Raw genomic sequence first — 13,660 nt, 5'->3', positions numbered from 1 at the left:
TAGCGGCTCAGGCGTTTTCTTGGGTAGAGAGATCGGCGGTTTCAACTGAGAACTGCTGAGTGCGATCGCCCCTTTGCAAAGTCACTTCTAGCGCCTCGCCCACCTTTACCTGATCGACCCGGGTCTGCATCTGATCGGCCCGTCTGACCGGCTTACCCGCGACTGCGACAATCACATCACCCCGACGCAGTCCGGCCTTGGCTGCGGGCGTATTGGGCAACACTCGCACCACCAGCACCCCATCGGTCTCGGGCAGTTTGATCGCGCTGTTAGGGTCCTCATTATTCAGCCGGGCCATATCGGGGGTGAGGGTAGCAATCTGCACGCCCAAGTAAGGATGGGCAATCCGTTCGCCTCTGGCCAAACGAGCCTGAACCGCTTTGGCCTTGTTGATAGGAATGGCAAAGCCGATCCCATTCGCATCGGCGCGAATAGCCGTGTTGATCCCAATCACCTCGCCCTGAGCGTTCAGCAGCGGCCCCCCTGAGTTACCCGGGTTAATCGCCGCGTCGGTCTGGATAAAGTCAATGCGCTTACCAGGAATGCCAACTGCCGCGCTAGAGCGCTTTAGCGTGCTGACAATGCCCAGGGTCACTGTATTATCGAGCCCGAGTGGATTGCCGACGGCGATCGCCCAGTCACCCACTTCTACCCGGTCAGAATCACCCAGCCTAGAGATTGGCAGCGCCTCACTGCCCGCGTCAATATGAATAACGGCCAGGTCGGTAATGTCATCAATACCTTCGACCACGCCTTCAAAAGAGCGACCGTCTTTGAGCGTGACCGTGACCCGATCAGTGCCATCGACCACATGAGCGTTAGTCAAAATATCGCCGCCGCCGCTGATGATGAACCCGGAGCCCTGCCCGCGCAGCCGCTCTTCTTGGGGGATGTTTTGAAACAGGTTCGGCCCGCCGCCAAAGCGCCCGCGAAAGAAAGGATCTTCGTAAAACATATCGGGTACGTTGCGCGTCACGGTGCGCTCTGTATCAATCCGAACGACAGCGCTGCCGACGGTGCGAACTGCTGCCGCGACAAAGCTCTCCGCTGAAAGCGCGCTGGTCACCGTAGACGGAGCCGTGGTCTGTACGGGTACCGCTGACTGGGCTCTTGCCGGCAGCATCCACAAGCCGTTGGTGAGTAGAAGGGCGATCGCTGCAGACGCAAACCATCGCATAAAGAGGCCAAAAGGCGGCAGGCTTTGAAGAAAATTCATCAGATCTCTCGCTTACGAAAATCTAAGGTGCTGTGCTGCGCAGACACCCATTTTGAGCAAAGGTTTTGCCCCCTATTTTGCCAGCTTCCTTAAGGTCTGTGGGGTGTGGATGTACGGGGCGGGTCTGTACGGATGACGGCTGATCGGTATTCGGTGCTTAAACTAGTATGGCTAAGTTTGAGGTCGCAAGCTGTTAGCTCACATACCGCAAAGGTTTTTGGTTGCTCAATCGCAGCGGCGCTTATGCTATTGGTGGAGATAATTTGCCAAAAAAAGCGTTGACTGTGAAAAATCCGTCCGTTGGTTGCTCAAGTGGGCTATCTAGCTATCTGCGAGTCTCTCGAATGGGATGGGCGGCCTTAGCCCTGCTCTCTAGCTGTAGCACCTTGCCTAACTCGTATGAAGTGCGGTTAGCTGACCATCTGAGTGCAACGGGCGCAAAAATGTATGGCGCTTACTGGTGTCCTCACTGCATGGTGCAAAAAGACAGCTTTGGCGGAGCGGCAAACCATGTTCCTTATGTAGAATGCGATCCCGAAGGCTTCGATGCCCAGCCTGAGCTGTGTCAAGCTGAAGGGATAGAGGCTTATCCGACCTGGGTGATTGGGGGCGATCGCTACTTAGGCACACAGACGCTAGGCAAACTCGCCCGGCTCTCCGGCTTTGAGCAGCCCGCCGTCAGAGACGAAGAGCCCGCCACCTCAGGCGGCTATAGCGTCCCTGAGTAATAGCGCATAGACTAAAGAATTCACGGCGGTAGGGAACGTGTTATGTCTCGCTTGAATCTTTTAGGAGAAGGTAAGTCTTACACCTTTCGCTCATATTTTGAGATGCCCTATGAAATAGATGAGATTCTGGCAGAGTTTGGCGTGGGCTTTAGTGCGCAGAAGCTGTCTTTGCCCAGATCGGCAGTGCCTTCGAGCATTGTGAATCCACTCAAGGCAGATTTGGAAAGCAATTTGCAAATCGTGCTCCTCTCTAGCGAAACCGCCCGCAGAGAAATACTGGTTGCCCCAGTACTCACTAAAGTGGCTCTATTATCCGGCAGTCAGCTGCGAATCGAATACTTACTCACGGTCGATGAGCAATTAAAAGGAAAACTGGACTACCTGATTAGAGGAGAACGTAGCTTACTGGTAGTAGAGGCCAAAAATGACGACCTTACCCGGGGATTTACTCAGTTAGCAGTTGAGCTGATTGCACTTTCGCGCGTAGAAACGACCCAAAAAATGCTGTATGGGGCAGTTACCATCGGTAACGCCTGGATCTTCGGTTATCTGGATGTGGAGCAGCAAAGAATTACGCAGGACACCTCGCTTTACCCTATCCCAGAAGATCTGCAGGATGTCATGGAAATTTTGATGGGTATGCTTACAGCCGATCAGCTAGCGACCGCGTAATCTACAAGCTGAAGCACTTTTTGCCTGAGCGTATCCAAACCTAGATTATTCACGGCTGAGATAAAGACCGCCTGCGGGTATTCGTCTTTCGCCAGTTCTAAAGCGTCTGTACTCGCCTGATCGAGCTTGTTAAAGACCAGTAAAATTGGCCCAGGGGCGACCGGCATTTGCGCCAGCAGCCCCATCACTGAGCGGATATGCGCCTGCCAGGCGGGATGGGCCGCATCGACTACGTGAATCAGCGCGTCGGCTTCGGTCACTTCTTCTAGCGTGGCGCGAAAGGCATCCATTAGGGCAGGCGGCAGGTCTTGAATGAAGCCCACAGTGTCGGTAAGGACGAGCGATCGCGGCCCATCTGAGTGATCGGCCTGTTCATCGGCAATGGTAATGCGGCGGGTAGTTGGGTCGAGCGTGGCAAAAAGCTGGTCAGCTGCGTAGACTTTTGCGTCAGTCAGGCGGTTGAGCAAGGTAGATTTACCGGCGTTGGTGTAGCCGATAATTGCCACAGAGGGCACTGAGTGATGCTGCCGCCGCTGGCGAAGTCGTGCCCGGTGGGCCTGCAGCTGATCAACTTCCTGCTGAAGACGGCTGAGGCGCTTTTGAATGGCGCGGCGCTCGGTTTCCAGCTTAGTTTCACCAGGGCCTCGGGTGCCGATACCGCCCCCTAGCCGGGACATGGCTTGTCCGCGTCCGGTCAGCCGAGGCAGTTGATACGCTAGCTGGGCCAGCTCTACCTGAAGCTTACCGGCCCCAGACTTAGCCCGCTGAGCAAAGATATCCAAAATTAGCTCAGTGCGATCTACCACCCGCACGCCTATCCGCTTTTCTAAATTGCGGATTTGAGCGGGAGAAAGATCGCGGTTAAACACGATCAGATTGGCTCCGAGGGTTTGGACGGCCAAGGCAATATCGCTGACTTTGCCTGCGCCGAGAACGGTTTGTGGGTGGGGGCGCGATCGCTTCTGAGTCAGCGTTTGCAAAACGTCACCGCCCGCCGTCTCCACCAGCCGCGCCACTTCTTGTAACCCGTTTTTAAACGTGGCCTCATCCATCTGATCCGTCATCAGCCCGGCGATTACCACGCGCTCATGGTCAGTGTCTACCTGCTGAGCGACAAATACCCGGCGAAACTCTTCTTCTAGTCCTTCGGCCAGGTCTAAAAAGTCTTGCTGATCGAGTTCATCTAAGCTGAGTGGCTCCGAGACGGCCCACTGCACCTCAGGATGGGGAACCAGATGAGCCAAATAGCCCTCTCGGATGTAGCCAGTGGCACCGCCGCCTTTGCGTGTGAAGCCGGTGCCCGTGAGGGTGAGTAGGGCGATCGCATCCAGCCTTTGCACCGCCATCGCCGTGAGCACACTGTGGCTCGGCGGCTCAATTTTTAGCTGAGTGGCAATGCAGCGAATGCCGCACAGTCGCTCCGCCCCGTAGCGCGGCAGCTCTAGCACCGGAATCTGCGTTTGGTGCGGGCTGCCAACACCCACCCGGATGACATGGCCGCGCCGATCTACATAAGCACACACCGCCTGATTGATGTCTGTACTCACAGCCGCCAGACGCTGCGCAAACTCTGGGGTCGTGACGCGGTCAATCGGCAAACGCTGATGGTAGATTCTTTGAAGCGCTTTGACCTGGCTGGTTTTTAGCCCTTTTAGATCACCGTAAATTTTCTCTATGGGGTTACTCCTTGAAGCATGCGGCTGCTTCTATTTGCTGCTTCTATTCTAAGGAGTGAGACGAGCGTGGCTAGGCGATCGCTCCCAAGCGTCACAATTTTTCCCAATAATTCAGCTCAAAGGTAGGTTAGCGGTTCACTCTGGTGCGGCGACTGTAACAAATTTGTGATGAAACGCTATATAGTACAAATAATAGTACAATGCAGCCAGGTAGTTATTATTAGCCCTTTTCACGGGATAGGTATCTCTAAGGCTTTGAGCTATTTTAGAGCTTTGCTATAGATAAATCACCTCTCAGGGTGTAGATTGACGATTGTCAACGCTCTATCTATATGCGCTAGCTACCCTATGGTGAAGGCGCTATCATGATGCCTTAATTTATACTCTGCCTCTTATGTCGCTAGCCTGGGCAATGGTCAAAAATCGCCAGCGTAAATTATGAAGCGGCGATTGATACGTGAGTCATTGCTATGAAAATGCTGGAGCTTAAGGGCAGAGAAACACCCCTGTCGTTAATCCCTATAAACCCCTATGGCTACTAATCTTGAAACCGATGACGCTGTTTATGCTGAAAGTAATACGGCAGCCGACTTTAATTCTCCTGGGACTGAGCCGCTGACCGGAGACACCCCGACAGCTGAAACCGTTGAGACCGTAAAGCGGATGACTGGACAAGTCGTTGATAAGCTGGGCGAACTGCCTAAGTATTTTGGCGAATTTTTCCAAGAATACAAGCGCCCGCTCACAGCTTTGGGCCTGATTTTTGGCGCATTCATTGCCGTTAAGCTGACCCTGGCAATTCTAGACGCCATCAACGATGTGCCGGTTTTGGCACCCTTGTTTGAGCTGATCGGCCTGATCTACAGTGGCTGGTTCATCTATCGCTATTTGCTTAAGGCTTCTAACCGCCGTGAGCTAGCGACCGAAATGGAAGCTCTGAAGGATCAAGTTTTGGGCCGCACTTCTCAGATCTAGTGCTTTACTGGCGTTAGTGTACTGGCGGTAGTGAACCTTAAAGTAGGGTCATGCCCGTCAGCTAGATGATTGAACGCCGACAGTTCCGGTTTGGAGCGGTCGGCGTTTTTGCTGTTTTCAGGTTGTTTTCGGGCCATTGCCTGCCCATGCTCGTCTGTGTCTTCGAGTTCTGTCGCTAGCAGAAAGCCGAACCTCAACCCGGCCTGCAAGCTGATAATCTGCCTCGTATACTGGAGAAAAAGCGATTGAATACTAAAGTCTGCAAGTGTCTAAGTGAGATGACCGGCAGACATGCGAGGCAAAGGCTGTGGAACTAAACAAAGATGTGATGCAGGCGGTGGAAGCGCTCGACTATCGGGTGACGGTAGGCGACGTAGCCGCTCGGGCAGGTTTGAATGTAGCGATCGCCCAGCAGGGGCTATTGGCGCTAGCCTCAGAGACGCAAGGGCACATGCAGGTGTCAGATACGGGGGAAATTGCCTATGAATTTCCGCGTGATTTTCAAGGCATGCTGCGCAATAAGTATTGGCAACTGCGCTTTCGGGAAACGCTCTCTAAGATTTGGCAGGTGGTATTTTACATCATTCGCCTGTCTTTTGGCGTGATGCTGCTGGTATCGATTGCAATTATTTTTATTGCTATTTTTGCGCTGATGATCGCAGCGAGTAGCCAGGGCGGGGGCGATCGCGATAATCGACGCGGCGGCTTCGGCGGTTTTGGCGGCGGCTTCTTTTTCTTCCCGAGTGATATCTTCTGGCTATTTAGCCCCAGATATGGCAGGCGCAGACAAGCCGCCTACGGTGCCAGAACGGCCCCAGCCCGCCGACCGGGCGAAAAGCTGAACTTTTTTGAGGCTATTTTTTCCTTTCTCTTTGGCGATGGCAACCCCAATATCGATTTGGAAGAGCGTCGCTGGCGCACGATTGGTAACGTCATCAGCAACAATGGCGGAGCGATCGCCGCTGAGCAAGTCGCGCCCTACCTGGATGATTTGGGCGAAGGCTGGGATAAGGAATACGAAGACTATATGCTGCTGGTGCTGAGCCGTTTTAACGGTCAGCCAGAAGTTAGCCCTAATGGCGAGATGGTGTACTACTTTCCGGAGCTTCAAGTCTCGGCTGTGCAGCGAGGAAAAGCGACGGTGAGCGCCTACCTGAAGGAAGTGAAACGCAAGTTTACAGAGGCGTCTGCCAATCAGGTGATGATTTCCATCGGGCTGGGCTCGCTGAACATCGTCGGGGCTCTGGTGCTGCGGAATATGCTGCAAAACTTTGCAGCGCAGGGTGTGGCCTTGCCGGTAGCGGCAGCCTTTGCCCAGTCTATCTTTTGGCTGCTGCTAGCTTACGGGGTGGCGTTTTTAACTGTGCCGCTCGTGCGCTACTACTGGGTGCAGCGTCAAAATGCCAAAATCGAGCAGCGCAACCAGCAGCGGGCAGAGCGGGCCGAAACGCTCAACCGTCTTGGCCCTGCCTTTCAAGAAAAGCTGGCTTTTGCCCATCAGTTTGCTGAGCAAAAAGTGCTGCGAGAAGAAGATTCTGTGTACAGCACAGAGACAGATTTGATCGAGCAAGAGAGCGATCGCGCCGACCAAATAGATGCTGAATGGCGGCGGCGGCTTGAAGGCCTCTAGAAAGGTATTGAAATTCGTTTTTTTAGCGCGACTTGCCAAAAGGCGGGTCGCGCTTATTACTAAGCTACCCTTCTAGCTGGGCGATCGCCGTACTCTGATAGTAGTGCTGCAAGATCTGGTCAAAGCTCCAACCCTGCTCGGCCAGGCTGCGCGCGCCCCACTGACTCATCCCTACACCGTGGCCAAAGCCAAAACCAGACACGGTGACCCGTCCGGCACTTTGGTCGAGGCTGATGGTAAAGCGGGTGCTTCGCAGACGCAGCGCTGAGCGAATATCCTGCCCTTTTAGGGTTTGGGTGCCGCGATCGCCGGTGATGCTGATAGTCGCCACTCGTCCCTGACTGGTGAGATGAGGGGTGCCAATAGTGCGAACGGTGCCGACATTGCCAAGTCTGCTGCTAAAGTCAGCCAGGCTAAACGTCTCTTGCCATTGGTAGACGGGGGCGCTTTGGTCGTAGTCTGCGACGCCGCGTAGATAGGGCACATCACTGCTCCAGACTTCGCTGGCGTTTTCGGTATGGCCGCCCGAAGAAGAGTGGAAAATAGCTTCGATCACCTGGCCGTTGTAGGTAACCACCTGATTCGCAGTGGTATCGACGGCGGTAACCGTACTCGGAGCCTCTTGGGCGATACCTTTATAGACCTGAGATGCGGTGGTGGCATCGAGATCGTACAGGGGGTTGCGCGTGCGCGATCGCTTATACAGCGCGTAAGAGCGAGCGGCCACTGCCTGAGACTGCAGCGCTGCCTGGGGCCAGCTAGTCGGCATTTCGCTACCGACTACGCTATATAGATAATCTTCTAAATCGACGTAGTTCACCGCTACCAGCTTGCCGCCTTCAACGGTCACCATCACCCGGCCGCGATACCACTTGTCTCCAATCCAGACAAAGCCGTTTTCTGAGGGCTCCAGCCAAAAGGCATTAGATTCTGCTAGAGGCGCGCCACCATTGGTGAGGTCTACCTCATTGGCATCGGCCTTTAAGGTAATGCCTTGCAGCTCGGGCAATTGATAGAGATCTTGACCACTGCCATTGCGAATGACGCCTGTGGTGGAGCTGCCGATATTGATAGTTTGGGTGCCCTGGGCGATCGCTACTCGCAATTCTACCGCCGCCTGAGCGGGTAGCACCAACACCAGCCACAGCAGCAGACCGCCCCACCAGCGAAGACTCCAGCGCAGCGCCGATTTGGCGGGCGGGCGTCCTTCGCAAGCAGCGCCTGTAGGACGAGTAGCGGTCAGGCAAAGCAGCCAATTTTTAGCGAAGGGGGTGGTCTGCGTAGTCATGGTGGCAAAGCTAATTTAGCTAATTTATATGAAACGGCAGCGAATTGAGGCGGGCCAATGGGATCAATCAAGTTGACTTGAAGCTGTCTTCCAGCGTTCCCCTACAGTCTCTAAAATCTGAACATTTCTAAATAAGCGGAGTGGCAGTTTGTCGGTTGGTTCTATTCCTGAGGGCCGGGCCTCTTCATTAGCTTCAGTATTGAGCGCAGCTGATCTTTAGCAAACTTGCCCATATTACTCGCACTGGCGATCGCTGCCCGTGATCTGATCCCCCAACTGGTCACCCGCTAGATGCACTCACGTATAGACACCGCTGCCAGCTGTCATAGCGATAATTTTGTAGCCAAACGGCAGTCTGACCGCCGCTACAGTGACCGGTACCTCATTCGTCATGTCATCACAGCAGTCCGGACGCTCTGTAGAGATCTTCTAGACGGGCCAGTATCTTTTTGCCATAGAGCGGGTCTGCCGCCCACAGATTGCTAAGCTGCCCGACCAAAGGTGCGACCCCGCGTTTGACAAAATCGAAGCGAGGATCAACTTTCTCACGGGCCAAAGGCTCCGTACTGGCATAGGCTTTGAGATGCTGAATTTGAGCGCGAACGCCAAGGCGGGCACTGCTAAAGGTCGCCAGGTTGCCAGAGCCATCTGCCAGACCTGCGAAGTTATTTTGAGTCGGCTGCACCAGACCAGGGAAGCGCAAAAAGTCGGTCTCTACGCACATCTGGCAAAAGGCAATGTCATAGTCTACGCCTTCAATCGTGGCTTCTTGCCGATAGATCTCAGCTAGATCAGGAAAGAGATCGAGGGCTTTGGCGTTTTCTGACCGCAGGAAAGTAATCAGGTTCAGTTCTGTAGCGCTGCCGCGACTCATAATCAGGTCAATGCTGCCTGGGCAAATCTTGAGGGCGGAAGCTGAGCGAAGCTGCAGCGTGCGGGTCGCAGCATCCCAGCCAATGCCCACGCTAAAGGGCCTGAGATCAATGGCTTTGACATAGACCGCGCCGCGATAGCGCACCCGACGAGTCTCGGTGCTCTGAGTTAAATCAACGCCGAGCCGATCAGCTAAGTCAATCGGGATATAGGCATTGCCGGTGATGATGATACCTTTTTCCCCATAGACGCCACCGTTGATTTCGATGTTGATAGTGGGGTACTCGACTGGCACAGTCTCGCCCGGTGGAATCGGGCTGCTGCCGATAATACCTCGGCTCCAAGCGGCTAGACCGTTGGCTAACCCTATGGCAAAGTTGCGCCGTCTCTGAGTCAGCAGGGCGAAGTCTTGAGGGTTGGTGAGATAGGCAATTTCGGCCAGGAGTGAGGGCGGTACCGTCTGTCGGAGAAAGGCCAGTCTGCCTGTGCCGGCGGCAGTATCGGGGCGTACGCCTCGGCTGGGCAGTTCTGGGACTTCTTTGAGCAGGGCGAGCAGCACTCGTTCGGCCTGGATACGGCGCTGCTCGTTGTTATAGATGTAGTAGACCGTAGCGCCGCGAGTGGCCGTGTTGCTAAATTTCTCGGCGTGGATTTCTAGGGCGACTGCAGTGGGCTGGGCGCGGGCGTTAATCCAGCCGATGCCCTGAGCCAGGCTAAGGTCGTCAGGTACCGAAAATACGTCATAGCCGCGCGATCGCAGTTCTGGCACAATTAGATCTCTCAGGGCAATCATCTCCTGGGCTTCGGTCGTGCCTGCTATCTGCGCGCCCGGATCGCGAACGCCGTTTTCGATGCCGCCATGACCCGCCGAGATGAAAATCTGTGCCATTGGATGCTGGTTGCTCCTGTCCTATGTTGCTGTTGATTGACCTGATAGTGGTGATGGATCGCTTATTCTCGCCAGAATACCTTATTTAGGAGCAGGGATAAGGGGGATGAGGGAAAGGGGGGAAAGGGAAAAAGGGGAAAAAGGGCTACGGCTCTGGGTTCTTTGCGGTGTCTGTTTCGGTAGCGGCGGAACGGACTGACTTGAACAATAGCTGAATGCCTAGGGCGGCAAGGCCCAGAGCGGCGATGCCAAAAACGCCTGCGCCTAAGGCGACGATGCCGGTGACCAATGTGCGAACGGCGGCGGAGATATTGACGACTGCCGGGTTGTCAGAGGTGACGGGCTTGTTGGCAAAAGTAGTCGCAACTGAGAGCGTCAGCCGATAGGCCAGTAGAGAAAAGGTGCCAGCGGTGAGGGCTCCGGTAAAGCAGCGCAGGGGCGTAGCGGTCAGGCGGGCTTTGGGTTTGGCTTCGCTGTCAGCAGCTAGATCGGGGAGAGTGGGTTTTTCCATAGGGCTAAAGCAAGGGGCGACAAAAGGTAAATACTTAATACGAGGTGCGGCAGTGAGTTTACGCGCCTCGGCCTGCCTTCTAAAATAAGGTGCCGTGCTCCTATGATGACGTTTTAGATGACGTTTTATCTGTGCAATTTATCTGTGCAATGTTCTACTGTTCATGCTGCTTCACAAATTTAAGGATGACCTAGCCTGTGGCCCCAAGAGCACGTAAAAGATTTGGCCAGCATTGGCTGCGCAGCGACCCGATACTTAACCAGATTGTGGCAGCGGCCCAGCTGAAGGAAGGCGATCGCGTTTTAGAAATTGGCCCGGGTCAGGGCGTGCTCACCCAGCGGCTGCTCGCTACGGCAGCTCAGGTGCTAGCCGTCGAGATTGACCGTGATCTGTGCCTGCAACTGCGCGATCTGTTTATTCCAGCCATGGCGACCGGTCAGTTTCGGTTGGTTGAGGCTGACTTTTTAAAGCTCGATTTTGACCAAGCGCTGATTGACTTTGAGCTGGAGCGGCCCAATAAAGTGGTGGCTAATATCCCTTACTACATCACCGCGCCAATTTTAGAAAAGCTGCTGGGCACGATTCGCCAGCCCAATCTTCGCCCGTTTAGCGATATTGTGCTGCTGGTGCAAAAGGAAATTAGCGATCGCCTCTGCGCCGAACCGGGTACCCGCGCCAACGGTGCCCTGACCATTCGCGCTCAGTATTTGGCCGACTGTGAGGAAATCTGCCCGGTGCCAGCCAGCGCCTTTAAGCCGCCGCCGAAGGTGGAGTCTGCAGTAATTCGGCTGCGGCCTCGGCCTTTTGGTACGCCTGCCAAAAATCCCGCCCGGCTTAGTCAGCTCGTCAAACTGGGCTTTTCTCAAAAGCGCAAAATGCTGCGCAATAACCTGCAAAGCGTCGTTGATCGCGAAACCCTAACTGCTGTGCTTAATCGCCTATCGATCAATCCCCAGGTGCGGGCAGAAGGGCTGGGCGTAGCCGAGTGGGTAGCCCTCAGTGACGCGGTAGATACGATAGCGCCTGCCAATAGCTCTGTACTTCTATGATGACTCTTCTGGCTCACGCCAAAATCAACCTCTATCTCGAAATTATCGGCAATCGGGCTGACGGCTTTCACGAACTGGTGATGATAATGCAAAGCGTTGACCTCGCCGACCGGATCACGCTAAACCCGCTGAATACGCCCAATACCCGGCTGCTTTGTGACCATCCGCTGGTGCCCACTGACCATACCAATCTGGCCTATAAAGCGGTCATGCTGCTGCAAAAACGCTTTCCCCACCGCACCAATCGCTATGGCGGCGTGGAAATCACCATCGACAAAAAAATTCCGGTGGGCGCAGGGCTCGCTGGCGGTTCATCCAATGCAGCAGCGACTCTGTTTGGGTTAAACGTGCTGTGGCAGCTAGGGCTAACCCGAATAGAGCTGCAAGAGCTGGGTGCAGAGTTGGGATCGGACGTGCCGTTTTGTTTGGCGGGGGGATGTGCGATCGCCACCGGCCGCGGTGAGGAAATAGATTCGCTGCACAACACGCCCAAGCTCAGCGCAGTGCTAGCCAAATACACCAGCCTTGCGGTCTCTACGCCCTGGGCTTACAAAACCTATCGGCAGCAGTTTGAGCACACCTATCTACCTTTAAAGGACACAGCCAGCTTAGAAGAACGACAGGCGCGAGTACACTCCGGCAAAATGGTCGGTGCGCTTGGCACTCACGACGCTACAGCGATTGGCCGCCATCTGCGTAATGATTTAGAAAAGGTCGTTTTACCTGCTCATGCCAAAGTTCGCCAGCTCAAGGAAACGATGGCTGCGCAGGGCGGGCTGGGTACTCTGATGTCCGGCTCTGGCCCCACAGTCTTTACCCTGACCGAAACGCCCGACCAGGCTCAATCGGTATTACAGTCCGTGCGCCAGCAAATCAGCGACCCCGATCTGCAGCTTCACCTTGTTCAGTTCACATCGCAGGGCATTCGTCAGGAAAGCTAAACGGGTTCCCAGGTTTGCTACACTAAATATTCGTCTTATTGACAAACCCTATGAAGCGCCTTTCCTTTGACACCCAGCAAGTCATGCGTCGCACTGAAGACCTGATCAGCGCCGCCTCTAACCGCTATCGGATCACGGTGCAGGTAGCCAACCGCGCTCAGCGTCGCCGCTTTGAAGAATTTGATAGCCTGGATGAGTCGAAGATGAAGCCAGTGCTGCGCGCCATTATAGAAATGTCTGACGAGCTGACTCAGCCTGAGATTATCGGCGAATAGCGCCTTCTTTGATCCGGAAGCCATCAGCCTTCATTGATTTTAGAGTGAGTCATGCCGCCACCCTTGAAGCGATTTCGTTTTATCAGTGTGGCTTTGGCCATGGCTGCTGCGCTGATGCTGCTCGGAGCGTTCAACCCGGGCTTGCAAGGTTCAGGTCTGATGGGCAACTTGCCTGCTCAGGCCCAGCCTGCCCCACTGCGCCGCGTTAACCCGGCGATGACTGCCGCGCAGGTCTACGAGCAACTGCCCGACTTGCCGCTGGAAAATCAGTACATCAGTAGCGACACCGGCGAGAGCGCAACTGAAAATACGCTGGTATCTAGAATTATTCGCTATCACATTTATATAAAAGAGCGACCAACTAACTTTCGCCTCGATTGGAAGCTGACCCTGGCCGATTACCTGGGCGCGTTTGAACGAATTTCTGCCGATCTCTACCCTGACTATGGGCTGCGTGAAAATCCGCTGGTGGGCGATCGCACTGTCATCCAAGCCCTCAGCCGCGAACAGCGCGACCGCCTGGTAAACGCCCTCTACGAAGTCTTTACTATCGCTAATTCATGAGCCGCTATCTGCGCTCAGGAGAAGGCTGGCGGCTAGGCTGGAACCCAATCGCTGACGAATTTTGCGGGTTGGTCGCGGGCGATCGCTGGGCAATAGAGCTGACCGCCGCTGAGTTTAAAGACTTCTGCCGTTTGGCCCAGCAGCTAGGCGATACCATGACCGCGATGGCTGACCAGCTCATGGCCGAGGAGCGTTTGGCCTGTGAGCAAGAAACCGAGACCATCTGGCTAGAGACGGAGGGCTTTCCGGCGGCTTACGGCCTGCGGTTCATTTTGCTGAGCGGACGACGGGGCGAAGGCGAATGGCCATCCGCGATAGTGCCGCAGCTTTTAGCGGCGATCGCCCAAATACCGTTTGATCCGAATCTATAAAA

The 13,660-nt window shown here is 54.8% G+C and carries 14 protein-coding genes; 9 read left to right on the top strand and 5 right to left on the bottom strand.

Annotation, left to right across the window (positions count from 1 at the left end):
* Positions 1 to 7: 7 nt before the first annotated feature.
* Positions 8 to 1,177, bottom strand: coding sequence for an HhoA/HhoB/HtrA family serine endopeptidase (locus CKL79_RS15480; protein WP_346427064.1), 1,170 nt, complete (start codon positions 1,175 to 1,177; stop codon positions 8 to 10).
* 323 nt (positions 1,178 to 1,500) lie between these two features.
* Between CKL79_RS15480 and CKL79_RS15475 the strand changes: the two genes are divergently transcribed.
* Together CKL79_RS15475 and CKL79_RS15470 are read left to right on the top strand one after the other, a co-directional pair.
* A complete protein-coding gene (locus tag CKL79_RS15475; protein ID WP_141242218.1) occupies positions 1,501 to 1,944 on the top strand; it encodes a hypothetical protein in 444 nt (147 codons plus the stop codon).
* Positions 1,945 to 1,986: 42 nt separating this feature from the next.
* A complete protein-coding gene (locus CKL79_RS15470; protein ID WP_121970479.1) occupies positions 1,987 to 2,616 on the top strand; it encodes a hypothetical protein in 630 nt (209 codons plus the stop codon).
* On the opposite strand, the gene hflX is transcribed toward CKL79_RS15470, so the two are convergent.
* Positions 2,598 to 4,292: a GTPase HflX gene (gene hflX / locus CKL79_RS15465; protein WP_121970478.1), complete on the bottom strand. Its 1,695-nt coding sequence runs from the start codon at positions 4,290 to 4,292 to the stop codon at positions 2,598 to 2,600. The two genes, CKL79_RS15470 and hflX, sit on opposite strands and share 19 nt — an antisense overlap.
* Positions 4,293 to 4,823: 531 nt before the next feature.
* On the opposite strand from hflX, the gene CKL79_RS15460 reads away from it, so the two are divergent.
* On the top strand, positions 4,824 to 5,267 hold the full coding sequence (locus CKL79_RS15460) for a CAAD domain-containing protein (protein WP_121970477.1): 444 nt from the start codon (positions 4,824 to 4,826) through the stop codon (positions 5,265 to 5,267).
* Between the two features lie 307 nt (positions 5,268 to 5,574).
* Complete coding sequence (locus CKL79_RS15450; protein ID WP_121970475.1) at positions 5,575 to 6,897, top strand: hypothetical protein; 1,323 nt, start codon at positions 5,575 to 5,577, stop codon at positions 6,895 to 6,897.
* Positions 6,898 to 6,961: 64 nt separating this feature from the next.
* Here the strand turns inward: CKL79_RS15450 and CKL79_RS15445 are convergent, their stop codons facing one another.
* The 3 genes from CKL79_RS15445 to CKL79_RS15435 form a co-directional block, all read right to left on the bottom strand.
* Positions 6,962 to 8,185: a SpoIID/LytB domain-containing protein gene (locus CKL79_RS15445; RefSeq protein WP_121970474.1), complete on the bottom strand. Its 1,224-nt coding sequence runs from the start codon at positions 8,183 to 8,185 to the stop codon at positions 6,962 to 6,964.
* A gap of 397 nt (positions 8,186 to 8,582) precedes the next feature.
* Positions 8,583 to 9,947 carry an N-acetylmuramoyl-L-alanine amidase gene (locus CKL79_RS15440; RefSeq protein ID WP_121970473.1) on the bottom strand — a complete coding sequence of 455 codons (1,365 nt, stop codon included), beginning with the start codon at positions 9,945 to 9,947 and terminating at the stop codon, positions 8,583 to 8,585.
* 145 nt (positions 9,948 to 10,092) lie between these two features.
* On the bottom strand, positions 10,093 to 10,458 hold the full coding sequence (locus tag CKL79_RS15435; RefSeq protein ID WP_121970472.1) for a DUF3082 domain-containing protein: 366 nt from the start codon (positions 10,456 to 10,458) through the stop codon (positions 10,093 to 10,095).
* A gap of 197 nt (positions 10,459 to 10,655) precedes the next feature.
* Here CKL79_RS15435 and rsmA point away from each other — a divergent pair, with 197 nt between their 5' ends.
* Genes rsmA through CKL79_RS15410 form a run of 5 tightly spaced genes read left to right on the top strand, consistent with a single transcriptional unit; the run spans position 10,656 to position 13,658 of the window.
* Positions 10,656 to 11,507, top strand: a complete 852-nt coding sequence (gene rsmA / locus CKL79_RS15430) for a 16S rRNA (adenine(1518)-N(6)/adenine(1519)-N(6))-dimethyltransferase RsmA (RefSeq protein ID WP_121970471.1) — start codon at positions 10,656 to 10,658, stop codon at positions 11,505 to 11,507.
* Positions 11,504 to 12,448: a 4-(cytidine 5'-diphospho)-2-C-methyl-D-erythritol kinase gene (ispE, locus tag CKL79_RS15425; protein WP_121970470.1), complete on the top strand. Its 945-nt coding sequence runs from the start codon at positions 11,504 to 11,506 to the stop codon at positions 12,446 to 12,448. Before rsmA ends, ispE begins: the two co-directional genes overlap by 4 nt.
* Before the next feature lie 50 nt (positions 12,449 to 12,498).
* On the top strand, positions 12,499 to 12,723 hold the full coding sequence (locus tag CKL79_RS15420; protein ID WP_121970469.1) for a DNA-directed RNA polymerase subunit omega: 225 nt from the start codon (positions 12,499 to 12,501) through the stop codon (positions 12,721 to 12,723).
* A 51-nt stretch (positions 12,724 to 12,774) separates the two neighbouring features.
* Entirely contained in the window at positions 12,775 to 13,287 is a 513-nt protein-coding gene (locus tag CKL79_RS15415; protein ID WP_205879111.1) for a hypothetical protein, read from the top strand.
* The gene (locus CKL79_RS15410) at positions 13,284 to 13,658 is read left to right on the top strand and encodes a DUF1818 family protein (RefSeq protein WP_121970468.1); all 375 of its coding nucleotides are present in this window, start codon (positions 13,284 to 13,286) and stop codon (positions 13,656 to 13,658) included. Before CKL79_RS15415 ends, CKL79_RS15410 begins: the two co-directional genes overlap by 4 nt.
* Positions 13,659 to 13,660: the final 2 nt, after the last annotated feature.

The sequence above is a fragment of the Leptolyngbya sp. BC1307 genome (assembly GCF_002286735.1).
Taxonomy (GTDB): domain Bacteria; phylum Cyanobacteriota; class Cyanobacteriia; order Phormidesmidales; family Phormidesmidaceae; genus Phormidesmis.
Note: the sequence above shows the minus strand (reverse complement) of the source record. Positions and strands in the feature narration are given on the sequence as shown.

What these genes read in the sequence shown, in the direction of transcription:
- CKL79_RS15480 (WP_346427064.1), bottom strand. Translation starts at nt 1,177, where the DNA reads ATGCGATGGTTTGCGTCTGCAGCGATCGCCCTTCTACTCACCAACGGC.
- CKL79_RS15470 (WP_121970479.1), top strand. Translation starts at nt 1,987, where the DNA reads ATGTCTCGCTTGAATCTTTTAGGAGAAGGTAAGTCTTACACCTTTCGC.
- CKL79_RS15460 (WP_121970477.1), top strand. Translation starts at nt 4,824, where the DNA reads ATGGCTACTAATCTTGAAACCGATGACGCTGTTTATGCTGAAAGTAAT.
- CKL79_RS15445 (WP_121970474.1), bottom strand. Translation starts at nt 8,185, where the DNA reads ATGACTACGCAGACCACCCCCTTCGCTAAAAATTGGCTGCTTTGCCTG.
- CKL79_RS15440 (WP_121970473.1), bottom strand. Translation starts at nt 9,947, where the DNA reads ATGGCACAGATTTTCATCTCGGCGGGTCATGGCGGCATCGAAAACGGC.
- CKL79_RS15435 (WP_121970472.1), bottom strand. Translation starts at nt 10,458, where the DNA reads ATGGAAAAACCCACTCTCCCCGATCTAGCTGCTGACAGCGAAGCCAAA.
- ispE (WP_121970470.1), top strand. Translation starts at nt 11,504, where the DNA reads ATGATGACTCTTCTGGCTCACGCCAAAATCAACCTCTATCTCGAAATT.
- CKL79_RS15420 (WP_121970469.1), top strand. Translation starts at nt 12,499, where the DNA reads ATGAAGCGCCTTTCCTTTGACACCCAGCAAGTCATGCGTCGCACTGAA.
- CKL79_RS15415 (WP_205879111.1), top strand. Translation starts at nt 12,775, where the DNA reads ATGCCGCCACCCTTGAAGCGATTTCGTTTTATCAGTGTGGCTTTGGCC.
- CKL79_RS15410 (WP_121970468.1), top strand. Translation starts at nt 13,284, where the DNA reads ATGAGCCGCTATCTGCGCTCAGGAGAAGGCTGGCGGCTAGGCTGGAAC.